This window comes from Nocardia coubleae NBRC 108252, from assembly GCF_001612805.1.
GTDB classification, from domain to species: Bacteria; Actinomycetota; Actinomycetes; order Mycobacteriales; family Mycobacteriaceae; genus Nocardia; species Nocardia coubleae.
Genome location: NZ_BDBD01000018.1, coordinates 579,078 through 591,036, shown reverse-complemented (window position 1 = coordinate 591,036; position 11,959 = coordinate 579,078). Strand labels below are relative to the sequence as shown.

The 11,959-nt window shown below is 65.5% G+C and carries 13 protein-coding genes; all 13 read right to left on the bottom strand.

What is annotated here, in order from left to right; genetic code table 11:
• Nucleotides 1–282: 282 nt before the first annotated feature.
• The 13 genes from murA to NCO8_RS19755 all read right to left on the bottom strand — a co-directional run bounded on the left by murA (nucleotide 283) and on the right by NCO8_RS19755 (nucleotide 11,953).
• Complete coding sequence (gene murA / locus NCO8_RS19815; protein ID WP_067641563.1) at nucleotides 283–1,563, bottom strand: UDP-N-acetylglucosamine 1-carboxyvinyltransferase; 1,281 nt, start codon at nucleotides 1,561–1,563, stop codon at nucleotides 283–285.
• A gap of 97 nt (nucleotides 1,564–1,660) precedes the next feature.
• Nucleotides 1,661–2,257 (bottom strand): cob(I)yrinic acid a,c-diamide adenosyltransferase, encoded by a 597-nt coding sequence (locus NCO8_RS19810; RefSeq protein ID WP_067641561.1) that lies wholly within the window; start codon nucleotides 2,255–2,257, stop codon nucleotides 1,661–1,663.
• A 1-nt stretch (nucleotide 2,258) separates the two neighbouring features.
• Nucleotides 2,259–2,681, bottom strand: coding sequence for a DUF2550 domain-containing protein (locus tag NCO8_RS19805; RefSeq protein ID WP_067490432.1), 423 nt, complete (start codon nucleotides 2,679–2,681; stop codon nucleotides 2,259–2,261).
• A 176-nt stretch (nucleotides 2,682–2,857) separates the two neighbouring features.
• Nucleotides 2,858–3,226 carry a F0F1 ATP synthase subunit epsilon gene (locus NCO8_RS19800; protein WP_370465737.1) on the bottom strand — a complete coding sequence of 123 codons (369 nt, stop codon included), beginning with the start codon at nucleotides 3,224–3,226 and terminating at the stop codon, nucleotides 2,858–2,860.
• Between the two features lie 30 nt (nucleotides 3,227–3,256).
• Nucleotides 3,257–4,705: a F0F1 ATP synthase subunit beta gene (atpD, locus tag NCO8_RS19795; protein ID WP_067490436.1), complete on the bottom strand. Its 1,449-nt coding sequence runs from the start codon at nucleotides 4,703–4,705 to the stop codon at nucleotides 3,257–3,259.
• A 24-nt stretch (nucleotides 4,706–4,729) separates the two neighbouring features.
• A complete protein-coding gene (locus NCO8_RS19790; protein ID WP_067641558.1) occupies nucleotides 4,730–5,698 on the bottom strand; it encodes a F0F1 ATP synthase subunit gamma in 969 nt (322 codons plus the stop codon).
• A 59-nt stretch (nucleotides 5,699–5,757) separates the two neighbouring features.
• Nucleotides 5,758–7,398 (bottom strand): F0F1 ATP synthase subunit alpha, encoded by a 1,641-nt coding sequence (gene atpA / locus NCO8_RS19785; protein WP_067641556.1) that lies wholly within the window; start codon nucleotides 7,396–7,398, stop codon nucleotides 5,758–5,760.
• Between the two features lie 69 nt (nucleotides 7,399–7,467).
• On the bottom strand, nucleotides 7,468–8,280 hold the full coding sequence (locus tag NCO8_RS19780) for a F0F1 ATP synthase subunit delta (protein ID WP_067490446.1): 813 nt from the start codon (nucleotides 8,278–8,280) through the stop codon (nucleotides 7,468–7,470).
• A gap of 19 nt (nucleotides 8,281–8,299) precedes the next feature.
• The gene (locus NCO8_RS19775) at nucleotides 8,300–8,857 is read right to left on the bottom strand and encodes a F0F1 ATP synthase subunit B (protein ID WP_067490448.1); all 558 of its coding nucleotides are present in this window, start codon (nucleotides 8,855–8,857) and stop codon (nucleotides 8,300–8,302) included.
• 5 nt (nucleotides 8,858–8,862) lie between these two features.
• Nucleotides 8,863–9,111 carry an ATP synthase F0 subunit C gene (locus NCO8_RS19770; RefSeq protein WP_067490449.1) on the bottom strand — a complete coding sequence of 83 codons (249 nt, stop codon included), beginning with the start codon at nucleotides 9,109–9,111 and terminating at the stop codon, nucleotides 8,863–8,865.
• An 82-nt stretch (nucleotides 9,112–9,193) separates the two neighbouring features.
• Nucleotides 9,194–10,027, bottom strand: a complete 834-nt coding sequence (atpB, locus tag NCO8_RS19765) for a F0F1 ATP synthase subunit A (RefSeq protein ID WP_225282119.1) — start codon at nucleotides 10,025–10,027, stop codon at nucleotides 9,194–9,196.
• A gap of 308 nt (nucleotides 10,028–10,335) precedes the next feature.
• Complete coding sequence (locus tag NCO8_RS19760) at nucleotides 10,336–10,803, bottom strand: Cg1360 family ATP-synthase-associated protein (protein WP_174550346.1); 468 nt, start codon at nucleotides 10,801–10,803, stop codon at nucleotides 10,336–10,338.
• A 19-nt stretch (nucleotides 10,804–10,822) separates the two neighbouring features.
• The gene (locus NCO8_RS19755) at nucleotides 10,823–11,953 is read right to left on the bottom strand and encodes an MraY family glycosyltransferase (protein WP_067641551.1); all 1,131 of its coding nucleotides are present in this window, start codon (nucleotides 11,951–11,953) and stop codon (nucleotides 10,823–10,825) included.
• Between the last annotated feature and the right edge of the window lie 6 nt (nucleotides 11,954–11,959).

The following is an 11,959-nucleotide window of genomic DNA, read 5'->3' as shown; positions in this document are numbered from 1 at the left end:
AATATTGGCACTGACATTCATCGACACACTATTGAGTTCTCAAAGAACACACGCACACACTTCCAACCCAACTATCAGTCGAGGTTTCCGTGAGGCAAGGGTTCATACTGTAGTCCAAGCAACCCGCCGGACGCAAATCCGGTCAAGTCCTGAACACGCAATCAGTCAGGCGCTCAGCGTCCTACCTCGTGTCTCAGCGGGGCTGAGTCGGTGTCCGTGTCGCTCTGACTCGAACTAAGTTACGTGCCGCCAAACACGAAGTCAAATCGGCTGGTCAGCAGGCTATTTCGGCGTACCGACGCGCTCGACCTGTCCACCGAGGGCTTGCATCTGCTCGACGAACTTGGGGTAGCCGCGGTCGATGTGGAACACGTCGTGCACTTCGGTGACGCCGTCGGCGACCAGACCGGCCAGCACCAGGCCGGCGCCGGCACGGATGTCGGAAGACCACACCGGGGCGCTGGACAGGCGCGGGATGCCGCGGACCACGGCGTGGTGACCGTCGGTGCGGGCGTCGGCGCCGAGGCGGATCATCTCCTCCACGAAACGGAAACGGGCCTCGAAGACGTTCTCGGTGATCATCGATGTGCCGTCGGCGATGGCGGCCAGGCCGATGGCCATCGGTTGCAGATCGGTGGGGAAACCCGGGAACGGGAGCGTCGCGAAGTTCACCGCACGCGGACGTTCCGGCTGCACCACACGGAAACCGTTGGGCTCGTAGGAGATTCGCGCACCGGCGGAACGCAGCTTGTCCAGCACCAGGGCCAGGTGCTTCGGGTTCACCCCGGTGACGCGCACATCACCGGTGGTCATCGCGGCCGCGATCCCCCAGGTGGCGGCGACGATGCGGTCACCGATCACCCGGTGGGTGGTCGGACGGAGGCTCTTGACGCCCTGCACGGTGAGCACCGAGGAACCGGCACCGTCGATCCGCGCACCCATCTGCGTGAGCATGGTGCACAGGTCGACGATGTCGGGCTCGCGCGCGGCGTTGTCGATGACCGTCTCGCCCTCGGCGAGCACCGCCGCCATCAGGATGTTCTCGGTGGCGCCCACCGACGGGAAGTCGAGCCGGATCCGCGCGCCCTGCAACTCCTCGGCCTTGGCGACCACGCATCCGTGCTCGATCTCGCTGGTCGCGCCCAGCAGACGCAGACCGGCCTGGTGCATGTCGAGCGGACGCGAACCGATCGCGTCACCACCGGGCAGGGCGACGACCGCGCGCTTACAACGGGCCATCAACGGACCGAGCACACACACCGAGGCGCGGAACTGGGTGACCGCCGGGAAGTCCGCGTGGTACTTGGGCTCCACCGGGGTCACGATCGTCACGACCGAACGGTCGCCGCTCTCGTCGTCGGAGATCGTCACATCACAGCCGAGGCCGCGCAGCACCTCCGCCATCAGCGGGACATCGAGGATGTCGGGGCAGTTGGTGATGGTGGTTGTGCCTTCGGCCAGCAACGACGCGGCCATCAGCTTCAGCACGCTGTTCTTCGCGCCGCCGACCGCGACCTCGCCGACGAGCTGATTACCGCCGGAGACCAGAAACCGTTCGCTCACCCCGCCAGCTTATCGACCGATGCGCCACGACACGCCCCCCCTGTCACCAAACCGGCTCGATCGGGCCGGAACTCGTGACCGCCGAGCCGCTTTCGCGCTAGCGTCCGCCGCCCGGTTGCCACAGCACGTCACCCTCGGGATTGGTGTAGCGGCTGAGGATGAACAGCAGGTCCGACAGGCGATTGAGGTATTTCGCGGGCAGCACGCTCGTGTCGTCGGGGTACGCGGCGACCGCGGCCCAGGCCGATCGTTCGGCGCGGCGGGCAACCGTGCGTGCGGTGTGCAACAGCGCGGCCAACGGCGTGCCGCCGGGCAGGATGAACGAATTCAGTGGCGCGAGAGACGCGTTGAACTCGTCGCACCACGCCTCGAGCCGGTCGATATAGGACTGGGTGATGCGCAGCGGCGGGTACTTCGGGTCGGCCACGATCGGGGTCGACAGATCCGCGCCCGCGTCGAAAAGGTCGTTCTGGATCTGGCGCAACACCGACAGGATCTCGGGCGCCGGCGTACCGAGGGCAACCGCGACACCGAGCGCCGCATTGGCCTCGTCGCAATCGGCGTAGGCGACCAGGCGCGCGTCGGTCTTGGCGACCCGGGAGAAATCGCTCAGGCCCGTAGTTCCGTCGTCACCGGTTCGGGTGTAGATCCGGGTGAGGTGGACCGAAGAGCGTGGCTGGGAGTCGTCCGGCATCTCAGATCGGGCCCTTTCGCTTGGCACGGTCCGACGGCCGCGACTCCATCCACGACAGAAAAGCCGCCATCGATCCGCGGTCGAGTGCCAATTCGAAGCTGGCGTGCGGGTCGGTGACGGCTACCACGACGATGTCGTCGGTCATGATGTCGAACTCGTCGCCCTGGGGATGCCTGCGTTCGACGATTTCGAGGCCCTGACGGTGAATCGTGCTGTCCGGGCCGAATTTGAGGCTGGTGAGTTTGAAGAAGACGAGCCGGTCCTCGTCGTAGCGGATGAGGCCGTGCCGCCAGCCCTGGCCGCCGCGCGCGGGCAGTACCCGCAGCAGCGCGGCCGTCCCACCGCGACGCAGCATGACCAGCCGATAGGTGGAAGCGCCTGCGATGAACACGAGCGTCAGCACCAGAATGATCAGGAGAACCATCCCGGTTTGCAATGCCGTACGCCCTTTCGCTCCACTCGGGTGCCGTGGACACCCCTGTCATATTCAATCACGGCCGCCCGAAACGGTTCCGCCCGGATCCGTCATCCGCCGGATATAACACTGCCGGCGGTGAACTCTGGGAGTTCACCGCCGGCAGTGTTCGTGTTGTTAAGCGATCAGGACGCCGTGGTCGCCTCGACGGCCCGGACCTGACCCTGCGCCGCGCGCAGCTGCGCCTCGTCGGCATCCGCGTCGGCGAGCACCTTGCGTGCCGCGTCGACATCGACCTCGCCCGCGAGATCGGCCGACTCGGCCAGCACGCGAACGGTATCGGCGGTCACCGAGAAGAAGCCGCCGTGCACCGCGGCGACGATCCGCTCGCCCTCGGTCGGCACGATGGTCACCGTGCCGCCCTCGACGAGCTGACCGAGCAGCGGCTCATGGCCCGCCATGATGCCGATCTGTCCCTCGGTGGTCTGCGCGCTGACGAACGAAGCCTGGCCGGACCAGAGCTTACGTTCGACAGCCACGAGATCGACCGTCATCGTCCTGGAAGTGGACTCTGCCATCGTGGACTACTTTCCGGCGATCTTCTTCGCAGCGGCCTCGACGTCGTCGAGTCCACCGCAGGAGTTGAACGCCTGCTCCGGGAAGTGGTCGAACTCGCCCTTGCAGACCCGGTCGAAGTCGTCGATGGTCTGCTCCAGCGGCACGACCGAACCCGGCTGACCGGTGAACTTCTCGGCCACGATGAAGTTCTGGCCGAGGAACTTCTCCAGACGACGGGCGCGGCCGACGAGGACCTTGTCCTCTTCGGAGAGCTCGTCCATACCGAGGATGGCGATGATGTCCTGCAGCTCCTTGTACTTCTGCAGGATCCGCTTGACCTCGTTGGCGACCCGGAAGTGCCGCTCGCCGACGATCGAAGCCTCGAGGATACGAGAGGTCGAGGTCAGCGGGTCGACGGCCGGGTAGATGCCCTTCTGCGAGATCGGGCGCGAAAGCTCGGTCGTCGCATCGAGGTGGGCGAAGGTGGTCGCCGGCGCCGGGTCGGTGTAGTCGTCGGCGGGGACGTAGATCGCCTGCAGCGAGGTGATCGAGCGACCACGGGTCGAGGTGATGCGCTCCTGGAGCTCACCCATCTCGTCCGCCAGCGTCGGCTGGTAACCCACGGCCGAAGGCATACGACCCAGCAGGGTCGAGACCTCGGAACCGGCCTGGGTGAAACGGAAGATGTTGTCGATGAAGAGCAGCACGTCCTGGTGCTGGACATCGCGGAAGTACTCCGCCATGGTCAGCGCGGACAGGGCCACGCGCATACGCGTGCCCGGCGGCTCGTCCATCTGACCGAAGACGAGGGCGGTGTCCTGGAGGACGCCCATCTCTTCCATTTCCAGGTGGAGGTCGGTGCCCTCACGGGTACGCTCACCGACACCCGCGAACACCGAGGTGCCGGAGAACTCGCGAGCGATACGGGTGATCATCTCCTGGATCAGAACGGTCTTGCCGACACCGGCACCACCGAACAGACCGATCTTGCCGCCCTTGACGTACGGGGTGAGCAGGTCGATGACCTTCACACCGGTCTCGAGCATCTCGGTCTTACCCTCGAGCTGATCGAAGCTCGGGGGCTTGCGGTGGATGCCCCACTGCTCGCCGTCGCGGCCGAGGCCGGGCGAGTCGAGGCAGTCGCCGAGGGCGTTGAACACGTGGCCCTTGACGATGTCGCCGACGGGCACCGAGATCGGCTTGCCCGAGTCGGTGACGCTCGCGCCACGGACCAGGCCGTCGGTCGGCTGCATCGAGATGGTGCGCACGATGTTGTCGCCGAGGTGCTGGGCGACCTCGAGGGTCAGGGTCTTGGCCACCGACGCGAGCTTGATGTCGGTGTTCAGAGCGTTGAACAGCTCGGGAATGGCGCCACGCGGGAACTCGACGTCCACGACGGGGCCGATGACACGGACGACGCGGCCGGCGGTTTCGCCCGCCTTCTTCGCGTTGTCCTGAGTGACAGCTGCGGTCATTAGATTGGTTCTCTTCCTGCGCTTCTAGTCGCGGTCCGAGCTCGACGCCAGCGCGTTCACGCCGCCGACGATTTCGCTGATTTCCTGCGTGATCTGGGCCTGACGCACCGAGTTCGCCTCGCGCTGGAGCACACTGGCCAGCTCGTTGGCGTTGTCGGTCGCCGCCTTCATTGCGGTGCGCCGAGCCGCGGACTCGGATGCCGCTGCCTCGAGCAACGATGCGTAGATTCGCGTGTTGACGTACTTGGGCAGCAGAGCACCCAGCAGCACGTCGGCGTCCGGCTCGAACTCGTACTGCGCCGAGACAACCACGTTCGGCGAGTCCGACATGATGTCGTCGCCGAGCTCGTAGTTCTCCTCGACGAAGCTGACCTGGATCGGCGCCAGGCGGCGCACCTCCGGGGTCTGGGTCAGCATCGAGACGAACTTGGTGTACACGATGTGCAGCTCGTCGACACCCGCCATGGTCCCGCCGCTGAGCGTCGGAACCTCGCCGTCGGAGCCGGCCATGAAGGCCTCGACCAGGTGCTGGCAGGCGGCCGACGCATCGGTGTACTTCGGCTGCTGCGAGAAACCGGTCCACGACGCCTGGAACGGGCGGTTGCGGAACTTGTAGTACGTGAGGCCCTTGTTGCCCATCACGTACAGCACGGGTTCTTTGCCCTCGCCACGCAGGGTGGTCATGAGCTCCTCGGCGCGCTTGAGCACGTTGGAGTTGTAGCCACCACACATACCGCTGTCACTGGTGATCACCAGGACAGCGGCCCGCCGGGCGTTGGGACGCTCGGTCAGCAGCGGGTGCGACAGGTTCTTCGAGGCGCTGGCCAGCTCACCGAGGACCTTGGTGATCTCCTCGGCGTACGGCTTGGCGGCCGCGACCCTGGCCTGGGCCTTGGAAATTCGCGAGGTCGCGATGAGTTCCTGAGCCTTGGTGATCTTCTTGATCGAATTCACACCACGAATGCGGGAGCGCAATTCGCGCAAACTTGCCACTACGATTCACTCCCTTCATTCGCCGTATCGATAGTTGCCGACATCAGTGCTGACCCGGCTTACTTGTCGACGTGCTTGCGGGTGACCGACAGCGACTCGACCTCTTCGTGGTCCAGGTCGCCCGCGGCGGCCTCGTTCACGACGCGGCTGCCGTCCGAAGCAAGGAAGCCCTGCTTGAACTTGTCGGTCTCGGACTTGATCGCCTCGGCGGCCTCGCCGTCGAGCGGCTTGCGGCCACCCTCGAGCGCGTCGAAGGACGACTGGGTCGCGCTGTGCAGGTGCTCGAGCAGCTCGGCGGTGAAGCGACGCACGTCGGCGACCGGAACCGAGTCGTAGTAGCCGGCGTCGACCAGGTAGATCGAGACGACCTGATCCTCGACCGCGACCGGGGAGTACTGGTTCTGCTTGAGCAGCTCCACCCAGCGGGCACCACGCTCGAGCTGGGCCAGCGAAGCGGCGTCCAGGTCGGAGGCGAAGGCGGAGAACGCCTCCAGCTCGCGGTACTGGGCCATTTCCAGACGCAGCGAACCGGCGACCTTCTTCATGGCCTTGGTCTGGGCGGCGCCACCGACACGGGAGACCGAGGTACCGACGTTGATCGCCGGGCGGACACCCTTGTTGAACAGGTCGGACTCGAGGAAGACCTGGCCGTCGGTGATGGAGATGACGTTGGTCGGGATGAACGCCGAGACGTCATTGGCCTTGGTCTCGATGATCGGCAGACCGGTCATCGAGCCGCCACCCATCTCGTCGGACAGCTTCGCGCAACGCTCCAGCAGACGGGAGTGCAGGTAGAAGACGTCACCGGGGTACGCCTCGCGGCCCGGCGGACGACGCAGCAGCAGCGAGATGGCGCGGTAGGCCTCGGCCTGCTTGGTCAGGTCGTCGAACACGATGAGGACGTGCTTGCCCTGGTACATCCAGTGCTGGCCGATGGCCGAGCCGGTGTAGGGGGCCAGCCACTTGAAGCCGGCGGAGTCCGACGCGGGGGCGGCGACGATGGTGGTGTACTCCATCGCGCCGTGCTCCTCGAGCGCGGTCTTGACGCCCGCGATGGTGGAGCCCTTCTGGCCGATCGCGACGTAGATGCAGCGGACCTGCTTGGTCGGGTCGCCCGACTCCCAGTTCGCCTTCTGGTTCAGGATCGCGTCGACGGCGACGGCGGTCTTGCCGGTCTTACGGTCGCCGATGATCAGCTGACGCTGGCCGCGGCCGATGGCGGTCAGCGCGTCGATCGCGGTGATACCGGTGGCCAGCGGCTCCTCGACCGGCTGACGCTCCAGCACGGTCGCGGCCTGCAGCTCGAGCACGCGGCGGTCGTCGGCTTCGATCTCGCCAAGGCCGTCGATGGCCTGGCCGAGGGGGTTGACGACGCGACCGAGGAACTTGTCACCGACGGGAACCGACAGCACGTCGCCGGTGCGGCGGACCTGCTGGCCCTCTTCCAGCGAGGCGTACTCGCCGAGGATGACGGCACCGATCTCGGTGTCCTCGAGGTTCAGCGCGACGCCGAGGACGCCGCCCGGGAACTCGAGCAGCTCGTTGGCCATCGCCGACGGCAGACCGCTGACGTGCGCGATGCCGTCGCCGGTGTCGGTCACGAGGCCGACTTCTTCGATGGAGGTTTCCGGGGTGTAGCTCTGGGTGTAGCTCTCGATCGCGCTACGGATCTCGTCGGAGGAGATCGTCAGCTCCGCCATGTTGTTCCTGCTCTCGCTGTGGTCTCGAATGTCGGGGGTTGAAGAAGAACCGCGAAGGTGGCGTCCTGGTCAGGACATCGCGCGACGCAGCTTCTCCAGTCGGCCGGTGGCGCTGCCGTCGATGACGTCGTCTCCGACGCGCACGACGACGCCGCTCAGCAGCGTCGGGTCGACCTGCACGTGCACGGTGACCGCCTTGCCGTAGATCCGCTGCAGGGAAGCCGCCAGCTTCTCCTTCTGCTGATCGGTCAGCGTGACCGCGGCGTGCACATGGGCGACGATCTGGTCACGACGGGCCGCCGCCAGATCGGACAGGGCGTCGAAGGCGACGCCGATGTTGTTGGTCCGCAGCCGGACGACGGCCTGCTCGGCCAGCGCAACGGTGACCGGCTCGGCCTTGCCGTTGAGCAGCCGCTCGATCAGCTCACGCCGCGCCGAGGCGGGCTTGCCGTGATCGGACAGTGCCTGCTCCAGCTGCGGGTTGTCGGCGATGATCCGGCCGAGCCGGAACAGCTCGTCTTCCACCGCGTCGAGCCGGCCGCCGTCGGCGGCGGACTCGAGCAGAGCCTCCTGCCCGAGCAGCTCCAGGGTGTCGACCAGGTCGCGGGTGCGGGACCAGTTCTGCGCCACGGCGGTGGTCAGCACTGCCTGCGTGGCAGCGCTGACCTTGCCGCCGAAGATCCGCTCGCTGAGTTCAGCGCGCGCCGAACCCGGCACCGAGGCGTCCGCGAGCGCCACACGCAGCGAACGCTGGTCGTCCAGCACGGCGACAACGGCGAACAGTTCCGACCCCGTTGTGGCCGCAACAGTTTCGCTTCCGGTCAACGCGGCCCGAAGCGCCTCGCGAGACCGGGCACTGGCCTCGCGGCTCGCTGCGTACATGCTTCTCACTTTCGCGTCGCTACCTTCCGACCCCGATGGCGTCGGTGTCGTCGAGTTCCTTGAGGAACTTGTCGATCGACGCCGCCTGCTTGGCTTCGTCCGAAACCGACTGACCGATGATCTTCTCGGCCAGCTCGACGGCCGTACGGCCGACCTCGGAACGCAGCTCCGTCAGGATCTGCTGGCGCTGGGCTTCCAGCTGGGAGTGACCGGCGGCGACGATGCGGTCGCTTTCGGCCTGGGCGTCCTGGCGCATCTGCGCGAGGATCTGCTGCCCCTGGGTGCGCGCATCCTCACGGATACGTGCGGCCTCGAGCCGGGCGTCGGCAAGCTGCTGCTGGTACTGCTGCAGCGTCTGCTGTGCCTCCGCCTGGGCTGCTTCGGCCCTGGCGATACCGCCTTCGATCTTGTCGGTGCGCTCTTCGAGGGTCTTGGTCACACGTGGGATCACGTACTTCCAGAACAACAGACCGATGACGATGACACAGACGATCGACCAGACGATGTCGTACGTTGCGGGGACGAGAGGATTCACATCCTCTCCCCCTTCGGCGGCGAGCATCATGATTTCGCGCATCGGAATCAGAAGATGAAGCCGGCGACGAGGCCGATCAGCGCCAGGGCTTCGGTGAACGCGATACCGAGGAACATGGTGGTGCGGATCTGGCCGGACAGCTCGGGCTGACGCGCGATGCCCTCGATGGCCTTACCGACGACGATGCCGACGCCGATGCCGGGGCCGATCGCAGCGAGGCCGTAGCCGATGGCTCCGAAGCCCTTGAAGGAGCTTTCGGTGTTCGCGGCTTCCTGGGCCAGGTAAGCGAGGCTCATGAGTCTTCTTTCCCTTTCTGTTGCTCACCCGCCGGTCGGCGTGTGCAGCAGGTTTGGCGGTATGTAGGTGGTTCGGTCGGGTCTAGTGGTCGGCGGCGTGCTGCGACTGCCCGATGTACACGGCGGCCAGCAGCGCGAAGACGTAGGCCTGCAGGAAGATGACCAGCAGCTCGAACAGAGTGAAGCCGATGGCAGCCAGCAGCGAGAAGGGCGAGAAGACCTTCATCCACGCGGTCGCGTCGAACAGGAAGAACCAGGTGGCGCTGAAGAACAGCACCAGCATGATGTGGCCGGCCAGCATGTTGGCCATGAGACGGACGGTCAGCGTGAACGGGCGCAGGATGAAGGTCGAGATGAACTCGATCGGAATCAGCAGCACGTGCAGCGCGATCGGCACGTCGGGGACGACGATGCTGTGGCGGATGTAGGAGAAGAACCCGTACTTCCTGATGCCCACGTAGTTGTAGACGATGTAGACGATCGCGGCGAGGACCAGCGGCATGCCGATGCGCGCGTTCGACGAGATGTTCAACCCGGGAATCACACCGGAGAAGTTCAGAAAGAGAACCGTGAAGAAGATCGTCGCGAGCAGCGGGAGGAACTTCTTGCCGGATTCTTTGCCGAGTACCTCGTCGGCGATCTGCTCCTTGACGAAAACCACACCGGCTTCCATCACATTCTGCAGGCCGCGCGGCACGATCTTCGGCGAGCGGAAAGCCAGCACGAAGACGGCCACCAGAACGGCGGTCATCAACAGCCGGACCAGCATCAGGCGATCGAGTTCGAACGGCGTACCCTCGAACAGCACCGCTGGAGGGAAGAAGTCGGACAGCGATGGCGCGTGGAACTCGCCCGCCGCCAAAGTGATGACGCTCAGCGTTCTCTCCCGTGTTCGGGCCGCGGGTACGACTGTCATTCCCGCGGTTCGATCGGACATTGACGATCAATGGGGGTCGACTTTTGTCGGCTCGAAATTCGACAGCCGCTGATACGAGGGATACCTGTATTAGCTTCTGTACGGGCGTCGGCGACATCGTCGACATGCTTCAACCGGGCACATTCCACCCGGATCGGCAGTAAGCATAGCGGCCCCGGGTGGGATCTCGGTGATCCCCCCTTGGTAACCCGAGGCATAGCCCGAATCCCCGGACCGCGCCCCTAGCTTGGGTGCTTGCTTACCAACACTTTACCAAGCTATCTACGACAGTGCGTAGCTGGGTGGGATTATTCCTGCTCGGAAGCCGTTTCGCTGTCTCCCGCGCGTGTCGTGACGTACGGGACCTTGTGTCGCACAACGCCGTAGGTTTCGGCACCGAGGACGATCAGCAAGGCTCCTACCACGGTGAAGAACAGCGCGGGCCTGCTGTAGAAGTCGAACTGGTTGAGCACACCGACGACGATCAGCACCACCAGCAACTTCGCGACCCAGCTGACCAGCAGGACCATGCCCGCCATCTGCGGCGGCAGCTTCGCGCCGAACAGCACCGACACCACGGTGGTGAGGATGAATCCGCCACCGATCGCGGCGCCGAGCAGCGCACCCCACAAACCGGGCATCCCGGCGAGGAGGGAGGCGATCACCACCGACGCGACCACGAGCACGCCGAGGCCGATCAGTCCGTAGCGCAGCGCGGCGCGCAGCGGGGCGTCGGGGCCTGGCACGGTTTCGGGTGTAAAGCTCACGGCCCGCACTTTACCTTGCGGGCCGAAGTCAATGCTGGGCCGACTCCGTGCGGCGCATCGAGGGGATCACCGTCACCACCAGCGCGAACACCAATCCGCCCGCCACCAGCAACACCACCAGCCGCCGGTCCATCAGCGAAGTTCCCACCGCGCCGAAGGCGAGCACGCCGACCCATAAATAGATGAGCAACACCACCCGGCGCTGGGAATGCCCGATCTGCAACAGTCGGTGATGCAGATGCATTTTGTCCGGTGTGGAAAAACTCACGCCCGCGCGCACACGGCGCACGATCGCCAGCAACAGATCGAGCACCGGAATGAACATCACCGCGCCCACCAGCAACAGCGGCGAGAGCAAACCCACAATGTCGCGCGGGCCATAGCCCTGCAGCGGAATTCGGCCCGACGCACCGGTGGAAACAGCTGCCAGCATCAAACCGATCATCATCGACCCGGTATCGCCCATGAAGATTCGGGCCGGGGAAAAATTGTGCGGCAGAAATCCGAGGCACGCACCGGCCAGCGCGGCGGCCAGCAAAGCGGGCGGATACGTGTCGACCGAGCCGCCCTGGTCGTAGAGCAAACCCACGGAGAACGCGAAAACAGCCACCGCGCAGATCAAACCGAGGCCGGCGGCCAGGCCGTCCAATCCGTCGACGAAGTTCATCGCGTTGACGAGCGTGACCGTGATGCCGACCGTCACCAGGCCGCCCTGCAGTGCGTCGAGCACCACGGTGGTGTCGTTGAACGGGTCGTAGATCACGTACCAGCTCAGGCCCATCACGGCCATCACGCCCGCCGCGGTGACCTGTCCGGCGAATTTGGTCAGCGCGTCCAGTCCCCAGCGGTCGTCGACTATGCCGACGAGCACGATGATCGTCGCGGCGACGAGCACCGCGGGAATATCGGGCGCGTAATCGAAGCCGCGGCGCAGCGCGGGCAATTGATGTGCGAACAAGATCGCGGCCACGACGCCGACATACATACCGACGCCGCCCATCCGCGGAATCGGTTTGACGTGCACATCGCGTTCACGCGGAATCGCCACGGCGCCGAAACCGATGGCGAGTACCCGGACACCGCCGGTGGCCAGGAAGGTCACCGTCGCCGAGACGAGCAGCACGAGCAGGAGCTCACGCAGGGGAACGACTGAGCTCATCGCAGG

What these genes read in the sequence shown, in the direction of transcription:
- atpD (WP_067490436.1), bottom strand. Translation starts at nt 4,705, where the DNA reads ATGACCGCAGCTGTCACTCAGGACAACGCGAAGAAGGCGGGCGAAACC.
- NCO8_RS19775 (WP_067490448.1), bottom strand. Translation starts at nt 8,857, where the DNA reads ATGCGCGAAATCATGATGCTCGCCGCCGAAGGGGGAGAGGATGTGAAT.
- atpB (WP_225282119.1), bottom strand. Translation starts at nt 10,027, where the DNA reads ATGACAGTCGTACCCGCGGCCCGAACACGGGAGAGAACGCTGAGCGTC.
- NCO8_RS19780 (WP_067490446.1), bottom strand. Translation starts at nt 8,280, where the DNA reads ATGTACGCAGCGAGCCGCGAGGCCAGTGCCCGGTCTCGCGAGGCGCTT.
- atpA (WP_067641556.1), bottom strand. Translation starts at nt 7,398, where the DNA reads ATGGCGGAGCTGACGATCTCCTCCGACGAGATCCGTAGCGCGATCGAG.
- NCO8_RS19805 (WP_067490432.1), bottom strand. Translation starts at nt 2,681, where the DNA reads ATGGTTCTCCTGATCATTCTGGTGCTGACGCTCGTGTTCATCGCAGGC.
- NCO8_RS19770 (WP_067490449.1), bottom strand. Translation starts at nt 9,111, where the DNA reads ATGAGCCTCGCTTACCTGGCCCAGGAAGCCGCGAACACCGAAAGCTCC.
- NCO8_RS19755 (WP_067641551.1), bottom strand. Translation starts at nt 11,953, where the DNA reads ATGAGCTCAGTCGTTCCCCTGCGTGAGCTCCTGCTCGTGCTGCTCGTC.
- NCO8_RS19800 (WP_370465737.1), bottom strand. Translation starts at nt 3,226, where the DNA reads ATGACGGTCGATCTCGTGGCTGTCGAACGTAAGCTCTGGTCCGGCCAG.
- NCO8_RS19810 (WP_067641561.1), bottom strand. Translation starts at nt 2,257, where the DNA reads ATGCCGGACGACTCCCAGCCACGCTCTTCGGTCCACCTCACCCGGATC.